The sequence below is a fragment of the Geobacillus uzenensis genome (assembly GCF_002217665.1).
Taxonomy (GTDB): Bacteria; Bacillota; Bacilli; order Bacillales; family Anoxybacillaceae; genus Geobacillus; species Geobacillus subterraneus.
Map to the genome: position 1 here is coordinate 703,977 of NZ_NEWL01000006.1, position 13,851 is coordinate 717,827.

Below are 13,851 nucleotides of genomic sequence, written 5' to 3' on the forward strand. Positions count from 1 at the left end.
CTTTGATGGATAAATGTATATAAATTCTTTCGCGGAGAAAGAATTTTAACCTGTTCACCAAAGCGTGGCGATGACCATCGCCACGAACAGAATCGTCAAATAATTGAGCGAGTAGACGAACATCCACTTCGCCCACTTTAAGTCATCTTTCATTTTCAAGCCCCACAGCCCCAAAAACAGCCAGCCGATGTTCAGCAGCGTCGCGACCGTTAAAAACGGCGCGCCGAGCGAGAACAAATAAAACGGCAGCGGCAGCAAACAGGCCACCCAGACGATGATTTGCCGCTTTGTCATGGCGAAGCCGTGAACGACCGGCAGCATCGGAATGCCGGCGGCGCGGTATTCTTCACACCGCTTCATCGCCAGAGCCAAAAAGTGAGGCGGCTGCCATAAAAACATGATCAAAAAGAGAACAAGCGGGACGACATGGAAACTTGGGTCAACCGCGGTCCAGCCGATCACCGGCGGCACGGCGCCGGAAATGCTGCCGACGACGGTGTTGAGCGTATAATGGCGCTTCGTCCAAAGCGTATAGAAAAAGACGTACGTCACCATGCCAATGAGCCCGACCACCGCTGCCGTAACCGTTGTCATGAGCAAGCTCATCGTGCCGACGGCGACCAGGGCAACTCCGAGCCAAAGCACGCGCCGCGGCTCCATCGTTCCAGTTACCGTCGGCCGCACTTTCGTCCGCTCCATATATTGATCGATGTCGCGGTCAATGTAGTTGTTAATGGCGCATGAACCTGCGATGACGAACGCGGCGCCAAACAGCGTAAAAAACACAAGATGCAAATTCTCCAAAAAGTGCTCTCCAGTAAAATAAAACGCCAGCCACATTCCGGCAAACGTCGTGATCAAGTTCGAATTAACAATCCCGATTTTGACAACTGCCGACAATTCTCTCCAAATCGCCTTTGCGCTTGCCTGCGAACGATGGCGAGCATCGGCCGCGGCCCCATGCACCGCTTTCAAATCGGCCATTTCTCCTGTTCCTCCTCACTGCGCCGCCTGCGATGAGACAGCGCCGTCATATGGCTTGAAATTTCATCCAATGCGAACGCGAAATAAAAAGAGTCGTTTTCTCTTTATATTAAATCACATTTTTTTCTCATCATGTGAACTTTTTTTGAATAATTTGTGTCAAATTTTTGAATCCCTGAGGCCGAAAACGGCTTGTACGCTTGTCCCATTAATATTTCTAGCAAACTTAACCGACTTATTCAATATGTAAACGTCATTTTGTGTTTCTTCGTCGCATCGTGTAAAATAGACTTGGCTTGGACGCACCGTTGGCTGCAATAAATTCCATCACTTTACTAATATGGACAAAATCATAATTTCTCAATACAAGAAGGTGAAGATTTTGCAACGTTCATTAAAATGGTTTGCTTCGGCAACAACGCTGGTGATGCTGTTTGTGCTGATCGGCGGGGCGCTCGTGACAAAAACGGGCTCCGGCATGGGATGCGGCCGGTCATGGCCGCTGTGCAATGGTCAATGGGTGCCGGACAACATCACGCCAGAACTCGTTATCGAACTGAGCCATCGCCTCGTTTCCGGGCTCGCCGGCATCATGGTGCTCATCCTTTCCATTTGGGCGTGGCGGGCCGTCGGCCATATGCGGGAAACGAAGTGTTTGGCTGTCGTTTCGTTCGTCTTTCTCGTCCTGCAAGCATTAATTGGCGCCGCCGCGGTCGTCTGGGGGCAGTCCGATTTCGTTTTGGCCTTGCACTTTGGCATTTCCCTCATTTCGTTCGCCGCTGTGCTGTTGTTGACATTGCTTATTTTTGAAATCGACAAAAAGTTTTCCGCCGCTTCGCTCAACCTTGGCAGGCCAATGCGGTTTCACATTTACGGCATCATCATTTACTCGTACATTGTCGTTTATACCGGGGCGCTCGTCCGCCATACGAACGCCAGCCTTGCCTGTCCGAGCTGGCCGCTATGCGCCAAGTCGCGCCCCCTCCCGATGCAGTTTCACGAGTGGGTGCAAATGGGCCATCGGCTGGCTGCTGCGGTTATCATCGTTTGGATTGCTGTTGCAGCGGTGCATGCCATCCGTCATTACCGCGAACAACCGGTCATTTACTGCGGGTGGATCATCGCCCTTCTTCTGGCTCTCGCGCAAATGGCGACCGGAGCGCTTGTCGTTTTTACCGGGCTGAATTTGTATATCGCTTTGGCACACGCCTTTTTTATCTCCTGCCTGTTCGGCGTGCTCAGCTATTTGCTGCTCTTGGCGCTCCGCACCCGCCGCAAGCCGGAGAAGGCCGCTGGCCATCCGGTCAGGGAAACGGCGCCGGCGACGTTAAAATAACGGTCAGACTCCTCAAAAAAGGGATGCCCGCAAACGTTGGGCATCCCTTGTTTTTGGCAAACCGGTTTGTGGCGGTCGCGATGATTTTATTTGGACAGCTCAATCAACAAGTCTCCCGCTTGGATCGCATCGCCACTTTTGACGTAAATGTCTTTGACGACGCCGGCAAACGGGGCTTGCACCGTCGTTTCCATTTTCATCGCTTCCGTGACCATTAAATGGTCGCCTTTATCGACTTTTTCCCCTTTTTCGACGAGCACTTTTACGACCGTCCCCGGCATTGTCGCCGCAATGTGGTTTGGGTTCGTCCGGTCCGCCTTAATACGCTCGACGACCGCAGCTTTAATGCTTTCGTCACGGATGACGACTTCACGCGGCTGGCCGTTCAGCTCAAAGTAGACGACGCGCGTCCCGTCCGCCTGCGGCTGGCCGATCGACACGAGCTTAACGATCAGCGTTTTTCCGCGCTCGATTTCCACTTCGATTTCCTCGCCGAGGCGCATGCCGTACAAGAACGTCGGTGTATCGAGCACAGACACATCGCCGTATTTTTCAACCGTTTCCGCATACTCAAGAAACACTTTCGGATAAAGGGCGTACGCGATGACGTCGAAGTCGGTCACTTCGCGGCTGAGCTTGTCGTACAACTCCCGCTTGATTTGCTCGAAATCCACCGGCTCAAGCAGTTCTCCCGGACGGACGGTGATCGGCTCGCGCCCTTTCAAAATAATGCGCTGCAACTCTTTCGGGAACCCGCCGTGCGGCTGGCCTAAATAGCCCTCAAACAGCTCGACGACCGAATCCGGGAAGTTCAGCGTTTCTCCGCGCTCGAAAATATCTTGCTCCGTCAAGTTGTTTTGCACCATATAAAGCGCCATATCGCCGACGACTTTCGATGACGGCGTCACTTTAACGATATCGCCGAACAAGTCGTTGACGCGGCGGTACATTTCTTTCACTTCATCCCACCGGTCGCCGAGGCCGACCGCCTTCGCCTGCTGCTGCAAGTTGCTGTATTGGCCGCCTGGCATTTCATGCATGTACACTTCCGTATGCGGCGCGTTCATGCCGCTTTCAAACTCCTGGTAAAACTTGCGCACATCCTCCCAATAGCGCGCCAGCTGCTCAAGGCCGTAAATGTCGACTTCCGGCGCCCGCTCGGTCCCTTCGAGCGCATAGTAAAGCGTATTGGCGCTCGGCTGTGACGTTAGGCCGGCCATCGAGCTGATGGCGACATCGACAATGTCGACGCCGGCTTCGATCGCTTTCGCATACGTATAAATGCCGTTGCCGCTCGTGTCGTGCGTATGCAAATGAATCGGAATGTCGACCGTTTCCTTGAGCGCGGAAATGAGCACGTGCGCGGCCTGCGGCTTCAAGAGCCCGGCCATATCTTTAATGGCCAAAATGTGCGCGCCGGCCTGTTCAAGTTCTTTTGCAAGCGTCTTATAGTAGTCCAAATTGTACTTCGGCCGGCTTGGGTCTAAAATATCGCCCGTATAGCAAATCGCTGCCTCGGCGATTTTGCCGCTCTGCCGAACGGCGTCGATCGCCACCGTCATTCCTTTCACCCAGTTTAAGCTGTCAAAAATGCGGAACACATCAATGCCGGCTTGCGCCGATTTGTTAACGAACTCGCGGATGACGTTGTCCGGATAGTTTTTATATCCCACGGCGTTGGCGGAGCGGAGCAGCATTTGGAACAACACGTTCGGGATGCGCTCGCGCAGCTTGAGCAGCCGATCCCACGGATCCTCTTTTAAAAAGCGATACGCCACATCAAACGTCGCCCCGCCCCACATCTCAAGCGAGAACAAATTCGGCAATAGGCGCGCCGTCGGTTCGGCTGCCCGCACTAAATCGACCGTGCGGACGCGCGTCGCCAACAGCGACTGATGGGCGTCTCGGAACGTCGTATCGGTCAAAAGCACGCGCGGCTGTTCTTGAATCCAGCGGACAAGGCCCTCTGGGCCGCGTTCATCCAAAATTTGTTTCGTTCCGGCCGGAATCGGCTCCGCCTCGCTCAATTTCGGCAAGCGCGGCTTATCAAACACCGGCTTTTTCTTTTTGCCGATGCCCGGGAAGCCGTTGACCGTCACCGTGCCGATGTATGTGAGCATTTTCGTTCCGCGGTCTTTCCGGCGCGGGAACACAAACAGTTCCGGCGTCGTATCGATGAACGACGTATCGTATTCGCCCGATAAAAACTTCGGATGTTGGACGACGTTTTCCAAAAACGGAATGTTCGTTTTGATACCGCGAATGCGGAACTCACGCAAGTTGCGCAGCATTTTTCTTGCCGCCTGCTCAAACGTCAGCGCCCATGTCGACAGTTTAACAAGCAAGGAATCGTAATACGGCGTAATGACGGCTCCCTGGAAGCCGTTGCCGGCGTCCAAACGCACGCCGAAGCCGCCGCCGGAGCGGTACGCCATAATTTTCCCAGTGTCCGGCATAAAGTTGTTGAGCGGGTCTTCCGTCGTCACCCGCGATTGAATGGCATAGCCGTTAATGCGGATGTCTTCCTGCTTCGGAATGCCGACTTCCGGGCTGTGGAGCGAAAATCCGTCGGCGATTAAAATTTGCGACTGGACGATGTCAATCCCGGTGATCATTTCGGTGATCGTATGCTCGACTTGAATGCGCGGGTTGACTTCGATGAAATAAAACTCGTCGCCCGAAACGAGAAACTCGACCGTGCCGGCATTGACGTAACCGACGCTTCTCATCAGCTGGACCGCCGCCTCGCAAATGCGCTGGCGCAGCTCGTCCGACAGCGAGACGCTCGGCGCGACTTCCACGACTTTTTGATGGCGGCGCTGCACCGAGCAGTCGCGTTCATAAAGGTGAACGATGTTTCCTTCGTGGTCGCCCAAAATTTGCACTTCAATGTGCTTTGGCTTTTCGATTAATTTTTCAACGTACACGTCATCGCTGCCAAACGCCGCCTTCGCTTCCGATTTGGCGCGCTCGAACGCCTCTTTCACTTCCGACTTCGAGCGGACGATGCGCATGCCCCGGCCGCCGCCGCCAAGCGCCGCTTTAATGATGATCGGGTATCCGTGCGTCTCGGCAAAGCGGACGACATCCTCAAGGCCGCCGACCGGTCCGTCGCTGCCCGGGATGACCGGAATGCCCGCCTTCATGGCCGCATGCCGCGCTTTCACTTTATCGCCGAACATATCCAAATGTTCTTCATTCGGGCCGATGAAAATAATCCCCTCTTCGCGGCACCGTCTGGCAAATTGAATGTTTTCCGACAAAAACCCATATCCCGGGTGGATGGCATCAACATCGTGGGCTTTGGCGATCTCAATGATGCCTTCGATGTCCAAGTACGCTTCGATCGGTTTTTTCCCTTCCCCGACTAAATACGCCTCATCCGCTTTGTAGCGGTGGTACGATCCGGCGTCTTCCTTCGAATAAATCGCCACGGTGCGGATATCAAGCTCCGTGCAGGCGCGGAAAACGCGAATGGCGATCTCTCCGCGGTTGGCTACCAGCACTTTGCGAATTCGTCTTGTCCTCATCGTCTCTCCTCCTTTCTAATTAAACTATAAAAATTTTTCTATTTTGTAAATACAGTTTCTAAAAAGTCAGACCTTTTTTCTGCCGGTCAGCAGCCATTTTTTCACCCTTTTTATACCGTTGTTCATACTTCGTAAACATCGAAATGTTGACGAGCAAGCCAAGCGAAGCCATCATGAGAACGAGCGACGTTCCCCCATAGCTGACGAGCGGCAGCGGCACCCCTGTAATCGGAATAAGGCCAACGACCCCACCAACGTTAATGAACGTTTGAAAGCCGATCATGACGGAGATGCCGATCGCAAGCAGACTCCCAAACGCATCGTGGGAGCGGCGGGCAATCCAAAGCCCGCGCAGCACGATAAACGCCAATAACCCAAGCGTGAACGCTACACCAAATAAGCCGAGCTCTTCGGCGATGACCGCCATAATAAAATCGGTGTGCGACTCTGGCAGGTAGCCGTATTTTTGAATGCCTTTGCCAAGCCCCACTCCTTTCAGCCCGCCAAGCCCGATCGCCAAATACGAATTAACGAGCTGGTAGCCATCGCCGTTTGCGTATTGAAATGGATCCAAAAAGCTGTAAAGACGCGATACCCGTTCAGGAGAAAAAATTTTTTTGCCGGCAACCGGGAGCCAAAACGGTGACAGCACCGTCCCGATCAATGTAAAAAAAAGCAGCTGCTTTAGAAGCAACACGAGGCGCAAACCGGACGAAACAATGATGCACATCGCGATGGCAAACACGATCGCCGCCGTTCCGAAGTCAGGCTGTATGGCAATCAGGAAACAAATCACCAATGTATAATAAATGGGGAACAAATTGCTTTTCGCCGGCTCGGCCAGCCGCTTCCGCTTGTTGGCAAACGCTGCGGCCAAGTATAAAATCAGACCGAGCTTCGCGAGCTCCGCCGGTTGGATCGAAAGCGCCCCGACGCGAAACCAGCTTGTTGCGTTGTTGGCCGTATGGCCGAGAAAAGCGACGGCGATCAGCATCAATGGAGATGCAAAAAAGACGAGTTTCACCCATCGCTCCGCCCGCCACACTTTATACGGAATCGCCATCATGATGGCGAACGCGATGAATCCGGCAATCAGCCACAGTTTTTGCCGCTCGTAAAAATAGTCGCTTGGCACTTCAAAGCGGATGACAGCGGTGACCATGCTTGAGCTGTACACCATAATCAATCCGAACAACGACAGCATGATGACCGCGGTGATCAGCGGATAATCATAGCACTTCAATACTTTTTTCCATAATTGTCGTTCCATCGTTCCTCTTCCCTGTGAACATGTATGTACTTAAAATCATTCGCAGCGACGCACCGTTTTCCTGCCGAAAAACAGAAAAACTCAAACGACGGCAGGCCAATCGTTTGAGTTGCCATGTATGGTTATCGTACGCGCTTTTTCGTTACTGCCTCATGCAACGCGGAGAGCTCACGCTCGAGCCGGTCAAGGAGCGCCTTCCCGTCTTTTGCCTCGACAAGGCCGAGGCGCACCGCAAAATCAATTTCTCGCGACAAGCCGAACATTTGCGTGTCCAACACTTCTTCATACAACGGGCATTGCGGCATCGTCAAATGGTCCATTTGCACGCGGATGAGCTGAATAATTTTTTCCGCATCCGCTTGCAAAAGCGCGTACGCCTTTTCCCGATAGCTCATCGATCCGTCCGTCACATCGATCCCTCCGTTCTCTCCCCTATCCTTCTTTCAATCTTAACGTGAAACAAGCCATTTTGCAAGTTGAAACAGTTGACAGCCAAACGGCTTGGAACATGACAAACCTTTCATTTATTATTATACTAAAAACAGCGGGAAAATGCAGAGGAGAGGATGTTTTGATGAGCGATATTATGATGCTGACTGGAAAAGTAAAGTTCACGATCACGCTCGACCCCGGCGTGTGGATTTTTGACGACCGAAAAATCGATTTGGACACGTATTTTTCGCAACCGAAACCGGAAGTGATAGAAACGGACCAAGAGGAAGAGGAAATCAAAAAATGGTCGGCTTTTTGGGACCGGGAAATTCAGGAAGGCGCCGTTTTTCCGCCGACGTTGAAAACAGAGCGGCGCTTTTTAAAGGAGAAAATCATCACCGGTTCGTTCGGCATGCCGTTTGCCCCGTTTTTGCGAAACGCCGAACCGCATGAAGACGCTTCCGAACTTGTTATCGTGACGGAAAACGGGGAAGTTGCACTCCCGCTTGAGACAGCCTATGACTTGATTTTCGCTTTTTCAAAAAACGGAAAACCGCTGCGCGATGACGGTCCGGTACATATTTATTTTGGCGACGGCTCAAACCGCGAAGCCCCGATTACGAATGTGCGCCAGCTGATCGTCCGCTAACCGGGCGCCCCATGAAGGGGCCGCCCGGTTTTTGACTCCTTTTAGGGTGTCCGCTTTGGGCGGCCATTTGTTCCGGGAAGCGTGGCTAAAGCAAGTCGGCGGCAAGCTGCGCGAGCGCCGAGCGCTCCCCTTTGATGAGACGGATATGGCCGGCGATTTTTTGATCTTTAAACTTTTCGACCACATACGTCAAGCCGTTGTTATATTCGTCCAAATACGGATGGTCGATCTGCTCCGGATCACCCATTAAAATAATTTTGCTTTTCTCGCCGACGCGCGTTAAAATCGTCTTCACTTCATGCTTTGTTAAATTTTGCGCCTCATCGATGATGATAAACTGCTCGGGCAAGCTGCGGCCGCGAATGTAGGTGAGCGCCTCAACTTCGATCGAGCTCATGCCGGCTAAAATGGCGTCCAGCTCTCCGGGTTTTTTCGTGTTGAACAAATATTCAAGGTTATCAAAAATCGGCTGCATCCATGGGCGCAGTTTTTCTTCTTTTTCCCCCGGCAAGAAGCCGAGATCCTTCCCCATCGGCACAATGGGCCGGGCGACGAGCAGTTTTTTATACGTTCGCAAATCCTCGGTTTGCATCAGCCCGGCGGCAAGGGCGAGCAACGTTTTTCCGGTTCCGGCTTTCCCGATTAATGTCACGAGCGGAATATCGTCGCGCATGAGCAGCTCAAACGCCATCGTTTGCTGCACGTTGCGCGGACGAATGCCCCATATATGCTCGTGATGGAAGACGAGCTTTTTCACCTTTTTTCCGCTTTGGTCGACGATGCCAATCGCCGAGGCCGAACTGCCAAATGCATCCTTCATAATGATGAACTGGTGCGGATAAAATGGATGGTCGGCGAGATCGGCCAACACAAGCTCTCCTTTCTCGTAAAACCGCTGCAGATGATCTTTTCCTATGTACAGCTCCAAAAACCCGGTGTAAATGTGGTCGACGTCAACGACGCGGTCGCTTAAAAAGTCCTCGGCCTGCAGCCCGATCGCATCGGCTTTGACGCGCACGAGCGCATCCTTGCTCACCAAAATGACAGAACGTCCGTTTTCTTTCGCCTGTTCCTCGAGCGATAAATTTTTTGCCACCGCCAAAATGCGGTTATCGTTTGTTTTTTCGACAAAAATTTCTTGCAGTTGGTGAAAGGAGCGGTGGTTCAGTTCAATGCGCAGCACCCCTCCGTTTTCCAGCGGAATTTTCTCGTGCAGCTTGCCGTTTTCACGCAGGCGGTCGATCAGCTTCGACACTTGGCGGGCGTTTCTCCCGACTTCATCCATATACCGCTTTTTTGAATCCACTTCCTCCAACACAACAGCCGGGATGACGACCTCGTTATCCTCAAAGGAAAAGATCGAATACGGATCCTGCAGCAATACGTTCGTATCGAGCACATAGATTTTCTTTCCCAAATTCCGCTTCCCCCTATAATATCCGTTTTTCACCTTTTGCACCGGATGGGAATGGCTGTGGTATAGCATATGAAAAAATGTATAAAGATAGAAGGATATTTGCAAAATAAAGTAAAAAAAGTCGAGGTGGACAGATGATGAAAAGAAACTGCTGGCTGGCTGTTTTATGCTTTCTCCTTTTAAGCCTTTTAAGCGCGTGCACCATCGGAAACGATGATGAGGCGAGGGAATCCGACCGCTCGCTCGTGCGCGTGAAAAATACGGTCGATGAGCGGGTGGAAAACAAATCCGGGCAGGAAATCGCCCGCCGGTTGGCAGAGATCGCCAACCGCGTCCCAAACGTTCATGACGCGGCAGCGATCGTCGTCGGCAAGTACGCCATCGTCGGCATTGACGTCGGCGCGAACGTCGATGCCTCGCGCGTCGGCACGATCAAATATTCCGTTGCCGAGGCGCTGCAAAAAGATCCGTACGGCGCCAACGCGATTATTGTGGCCGACCCGGACCTTTACGCCCGCGTGCGCAACATCGGTCGGCAAATTGATGACGGCCGCCCGGTGCGGGCGTTTATGGACGAGATTGCCGATATCGTTGGGCGGGTGATGCCGGAAGTGCCAAGCGACTTGTTTGAAACGACGCCTGAACCGACCGAGGAAAATGACGGGCAACTGAATGAGCGGGAAGAACGGCAGCTGAACGAACGCCAAGACAAACAGTCGAACGAACATTTAAACCGCTAAACGATTCCGTGCGGCTATGGTGCAAGGAGATGGGGCAACAGCTCGCGACTTCGCTTCCCATTTACGAACAACAATCGGTTTCATCCCATGCACGGCACAAACCGTCTTTTGACATGGAATGAGCCGATTGCTTTGGCGTCGTGGAAGATGATATAATGTTCCTGCAGAGAGGAAACATTCCACGTTTTGCATCGGGCGTACAGGGCGTTAAGCACCACTTGGGGTGTTTGCCCATGAACGTCTTGCGGAACAAGGGCGAGCTTGGCACGCAGTGCATGAGAACCCCTTCTGTACGCAAGACCCCCGCGGCGTCCGCCGTCGGGAGATTCAGTGAGGTGAACAATGAGAGTCAAATGTATGCTTTGCGAACAAATTGATACGATTGATGATGAATCACCGCTCGCCAAACGGCTGCGCAACCGCCCGATCCATACGTATATGTGCCGCCAATGCCATGACCGCATTGCTGAAAAAACAAAGCAGCGACTGGCGACCGGAAAATTCCGTTTCTACCGCGGCGTCCGCGCTGACGATGACTGGTGACCGCAAAAAGGGACGGCACTGAAAAGCGATCGCTTTTCAGTGCCGTCTTTCACTGCTACGAACCGTACTTTTCTGGTTCCGCTTCGATTTGCCGCCACATTGCCTCGGCCAACTCCACAGGAAAATAGGCCGACTTTTTTTCCCCGCCTCGCACATATTCGACAACGTATCGGCCGTTCGTTTCATCTTTAACGGCATTCACCGCCGTCACGCCAAAATCGCTTTCCAAGATGGCGAGAAAAAACGACGCCGTGTCGCGCGCCGCCGCATCGTGCGGGCGGGCGTCAGCGACAAGATGAATCGTCAGCCAATTGTAAAGGGCGTCTTGCACCGATTTCATCGCGCCACCGCCTTTTTATTTATGGCTTCTCTTCCTGTTTCGCCTGCTTGAGGCGAACTTTGTAAATGATTAATACGAGAGCGGCCACCGCCAATCCTTCCGCAACCGGCAAAAAAACGGCGAAAAACGTCAAAATCGTGCAGCCGAGCGCGAGCAACGTATAAATGATGACGCTTTTTAACAGCGGCAGGCGGCGGGCAAAGCCAAGCCGATACACGAGCGCCGAAAGCAGCAACACGGTGGCATAAAGCAGCCACATGCCGCGCTCGGGATTGCCGTGCACGTCATAGAGTGAAGCGAAAAACGTCAGCCGTTCGAGCACATTCACACTGTTCCCTCCCCATTCACCCGGATGGCCTGCCGAAACTAAGCCATTCCAGATTTCTCAAGCGCTGAGCGCTGCAGCCAGCGGCCATGCATACGTCCGCTGCCTGTTATTTCGCCTGTTGGGCGGCTTTCTTTTTCTTCTCCGCTTTTTCGCGCTCACTTTTGTTTAAGATTTTTTTGCGCAAGCGGATCGATGTTGGCGTCACTTCGCAGTATTCATCGTCATTCAAATATTCAAGCGCTTCTTCAAGCGTCAAAAGACGCGGCTTTTTCATCGTTACCGTCTGCTCTTTCGTCGACGAGCGCACGTTTGTAATATGTTTTTCGCGGCAAATGTTGACGACAAGGTCGTTTTCGCGGTTGTGTTCGCCGACGATCATCCCTTCATACACTTCCGTACCCGGCTCTACAAAAATCGTGCCGCGGTCTTCAAGCTGCATGATGCTGTAAGCTGTCGCCTTGCCGGTTTCCATCGAGACGAGCACCCCTTGGCGGCGGCCGCCGATTGCACCGGGCTGCACCGGGGCGTAATGGTCAAACGAGTGGTTTAAAATGCCATACCCGCGCGTCAGCGACATAAACTCGCTCCGGTAGCCAATCAAGCCGCGCGACGGCACAAGAAAGACGAGGCGCACTTGCCCGTTGCCGCCGTGCACCATATCAGCAAGCTCGCCTTTGCGGCTGCCCAGCGATTCCATAACGGCCCCGGTGTATTCTTCAGGAACATCGATGACAACCCGCTCGACCGGCTCACATAGAACGCCATCGATCTCCTTGACAATAACCTCTGGCTTCGATACTTGCAATTCGTATCCTTCACGGCGCATATTTTCGATTAAAATGGCTAAATGGAGCTCGCCACGGCCGGAAACGACCCACGCATCCGGCGACTCCGTCGGCTCAACGCGCAAACTGACGTCAGTCTCAAGCTGGGTGCGCAGCCGCTCTTCCAGCTTGCGGGCGGTGACATGCTTGCCTTCACGCCCGGCAAACGGGCTGTTGTTGACGAGAAACGTCATTTTCAACGTCGGCTCGTCAATGTGAAGCGGCGGCAGCGGCTCTTGGTGGTCAGGCGGGCACACCGTTTCACCGACGTTAATGTCTTCCATTCCGGCGACAGCGACGATATCGCCCGCGTGCGCCTCTTCAATCTCGATCCGCTTTAAGCCGATAAAGCCAAACAGCTTCGTGACGCGGAACAATTTCACGGCGCCGTCGCGCTTTAACAAAGCGACTTGCTGGCCGGTTTTCATCGTGCCGCGAAAGATACGGCCGATGCCGATGCGGCCGACGTATTCATTGTAATCGAGCAGCGCCACTTGAAATTGCAGCGGCTCGTCGCGGTTGTCAGCCGGCGCCGGAATATGGCGGATGATCGTTTCAAACAAGGCGGTCATGTCGCCATCTTGCCGGTCCGGATCAAGGCTTGATGTTCCGCGCAGCGCCGACGTGTATACAACCGGAAACTCAAGCTGCTCCTCGGAAGCGCCAAGCTCGATAAATAAATCGATCACTTCATCGACGACTTCCGCCGGGCGGGCGAACTCGCGGTCGATTTTGTTGACGACGACGATCGGCACGAGCTGCTGCTCAAGCGCTTTTTTCAGCACGAACCGCGTTTGCGGCATGCATCCTTCGTATGCGTCGACGACGAGCAAAACACCGTCGACAAGGCGCATAATCCGCTCAACCTCCCCGCCGAAATCGGCGTGTCCCGGCGTATCTAAAATATTAATGCGTGTTCCTTTATATAACACCGCTGTGTTCTTCGCCAAAATCGTAATGCCGCGCTCCCGCTCCAAATCATTGCGGTCAAGCGCCCGCTCCTCGACTTGCTCGTTTTCACGAAACGTCCCTGACTGCCGAAGCAGCTGGTCGACGAGCGTTGTTTTTCCGTGGTCGACGTGGGCGATAATCGCAATATTGCGCAAATCCAATCGTTGATTCGTCAATGTCGTTCACTCCTATTAGGCAAACTGCTTGTCTATTATATCACAACCATAGAAAATCGGCATATTTTCCGGTAAACTAAAAACAAGTGCCTATTTTGCCAGAAAGGAGTCAAGCGGATGAAACGCATCCAGCTCGTGCCGCTGCTGCTCGCGATTTTCGCGGTTGCCGCCATCATGGCGATCGGCGTTTTTATCGCCGAACAAAGCGTCATCGGCATCGCTGCCTCCACACTCATTTTTATCGCCATGATGGGCGTCGGGTTTGCTTATAAAAAACGGACGCGCGAATAAAAAAGGACAAGCTCCAGAGGCTTGTCCTTTTTTGTTGCGG

At 53.1% G+C, this 13,851-nt stretch carries 13 protein-coding genes; 5 read left to right on the forward strand and 8 right to left on the reverse strand.

Going from position 1 to position 13,851, the window contains the following annotated elements:
• Positions 1–54: 54 nt before the first annotated feature.
• A complete protein-coding gene (gene cyoE / locus B9L21_RS10990) occupies positions 55–984 on the reverse strand; it encodes a heme o synthase (RefSeq protein WP_063166408.1) in 930 nt (309 codons plus the stop codon).
• A gap of 382 nt (positions 985–1,366) precedes the next feature.
• Between cyoE and B9L21_RS10995 the strand changes: the two genes are divergently transcribed.
• On the forward strand, positions 1,367–2,320 hold the full coding sequence (locus tag B9L21_RS10995) for a COX15/CtaA family protein (protein ID WP_143424850.1): 954 nt from the start codon (positions 1,367–1,369) through the stop codon (positions 2,318–2,320).
• A gap of 86 nt (positions 2,321–2,406) precedes the next feature.
• Here the strand turns inward: B9L21_RS10995 and pyc are convergent, their stop codons facing one another.
• The 3 genes from pyc to B9L21_RS11010 form a co-directional block, all read right to left on the reverse strand.
• Positions 2,407–5,850, reverse strand: a complete 3,444-nt coding sequence (gene pyc, locus B9L21_RS11000) for a pyruvate carboxylase (RefSeq protein WP_063166410.1) — start codon at positions 5,848–5,850, stop codon at positions 2,407–2,409.
• 58 nt (positions 5,851–5,908) lie between these two features.
• Complete coding sequence (gene ftsW, locus B9L21_RS11005; protein WP_063166411.1) at positions 5,909–7,120, reverse strand: putative lipid II flippase FtsW; 1,212 nt, start codon at positions 7,118–7,120, stop codon at positions 5,909–5,911.
• Positions 7,121–7,242: 122 nt separating this feature from the next.
• Positions 7,243–7,530 carry a YlaN family protein gene (locus B9L21_RS11010; protein ID WP_081206761.1) on the reverse strand — a complete coding sequence of 96 codons (288 nt, stop codon included), beginning with the start codon at positions 7,528–7,530 and terminating at the stop codon, positions 7,243–7,245.
• Positions 7,531–7,694: 164 nt separating this feature from the next.
• On the opposite strand from B9L21_RS11010, the gene B9L21_RS11015 reads away from it, so the two are divergent.
• Entirely contained in the window at positions 7,695–8,201 is a 507-nt protein-coding gene (locus tag B9L21_RS11015) for a hypothetical protein (protein WP_063166412.1), read from the forward strand.
• A gap of 85 nt (positions 8,202–8,286) precedes the next feature.
• Here B9L21_RS11015 and B9L21_RS11020 read toward each other — a convergent pair whose 3' ends face one another.
• The gene (locus B9L21_RS11020; RefSeq protein WP_063166413.1) at positions 8,287–9,618 is read right to left on the reverse strand and encodes a PhoH family protein; all 1,332 of its coding nucleotides are present in this window, start codon (positions 9,616–9,618) and stop codon (positions 8,287–8,289) included.
• A 137-nt stretch (positions 9,619–9,755) separates the two neighbouring features.
• Here B9L21_RS11020 and B9L21_RS11025 point away from each other — a divergent pair, with 137 nt between their 5' ends.
• Both B9L21_RS11025 and B9L21_RS11030 read left to right on the forward strand, forming a co-directional pair.
• The gene (locus tag B9L21_RS11025) at positions 9,756–10,358 is read left to right on the forward strand and encodes a YhcN/YlaJ family sporulation lipoprotein (RefSeq protein ID WP_063166414.1); all 603 of its coding nucleotides are present in this window, start codon (positions 9,756–9,758) and stop codon (positions 10,356–10,358) included.
• 342 nt (positions 10,359–10,700) lie between these two features.
• A complete protein-coding gene (locus tag B9L21_RS11030; protein ID WP_063166415.1) occupies positions 10,701–10,901 on the forward strand; it encodes a YlaI family protein in 201 nt (66 codons plus the stop codon).
• A 55-nt stretch (positions 10,902–10,956) separates the two neighbouring features.
• On the opposite strand, the gene B9L21_RS11035 is transcribed toward B9L21_RS11030, so the two are convergent.
• The 3 genes from B9L21_RS11035 to typA all read right to left on the reverse strand — a co-directional run bounded on the left by B9L21_RS11035 (position 10,957) and on the right by typA (position 13,520).
• Positions 10,957–11,241, reverse strand: a complete 285-nt coding sequence (locus B9L21_RS11035; protein ID WP_063166416.1) for a hypothetical protein — start codon at positions 11,239–11,241, stop codon at positions 10,957–10,959.
• Positions 11,242–11,260: 19 nt separating this feature from the next.
• On the reverse strand, positions 11,261–11,569 hold the full coding sequence (locus B9L21_RS11040) for a YlaH-like family protein (RefSeq protein ID WP_063166417.1): 309 nt from the start codon (positions 11,567–11,569) through the stop codon (positions 11,261–11,263).
• Between the two features lie 106 nt (positions 11,570–11,675).
• Positions 11,676–13,520 (reverse strand): translational GTPase TypA, encoded by a 1,845-nt coding sequence (typA, locus tag B9L21_RS11045; RefSeq protein ID WP_063166418.1) that lies wholly within the window; start codon positions 13,518–13,520, stop codon positions 11,676–11,678.
• Positions 13,521–13,637: 117 nt separating this feature from the next.
• On the opposite strand from typA, the gene B9L21_RS17675 reads away from it, so the two are divergent.
• Positions 13,638–13,811, forward strand: a complete 174-nt coding sequence (locus B9L21_RS17675; protein ID WP_168157888.1) for a DUF5325 family protein — start codon at positions 13,638–13,640, stop codon at positions 13,809–13,811.
• The last annotated feature ends 40 nt before the right edge of the window (positions 13,812–13,851 follow it).

Excerpts from the sequence above, each read along its gene's own strand:
- cyoE (WP_063166408.1), bottom strand. The coding sequence starts at position 984 with ATGGCCGATTTGAAAGCGGTGCATGGGGCCGCGGCCGATGCTCGCCAT.
- pyc (WP_063166410.1), bottom strand. The coding sequence starts at position 5,850 with ATGAGGACAAGACGAATTCGCAAAGTGCTGGTAGCCAACCGCGGAGAG.
- ftsW (WP_063166411.1), bottom strand. The coding sequence starts at position 7,120 with ATGGAACGACAATTATGGAAAAAAGTATTGAAGTGCTATGATTATCCG.
- B9L21_RS11015 (WP_063166412.1), top strand. The coding sequence starts at position 7,695 with ATGAGCGATATTATGATGCTGACTGGAAAAGTAAAGTTCACGATCACG.
- B9L21_RS11025 (WP_063166414.1), top strand. The coding sequence starts at position 9,756 with ATGAAAAGAAACTGCTGGCTGGCTGTTTTATGCTTTCTCCTTTTAAGC.
- B9L21_RS11030 (WP_063166415.1), top strand. The coding sequence starts at position 10,701 with ATGAGAGTCAAATGTATGCTTTGCGAACAAATTGATACGATTGATGAT.
- B9L21_RS11035 (WP_063166416.1), bottom strand. The coding sequence starts at position 11,241 with ATGAAATCGGTGCAAGACGCCCTTTACAATTGGCTGACGATTCATCTT.
- B9L21_RS17675 (WP_168157888.1), top strand. The coding sequence starts at position 13,638 with ATGAAACGCATCCAGCTCGTGCCGCTGCTGCTCGCGATTTTCGCGGTT.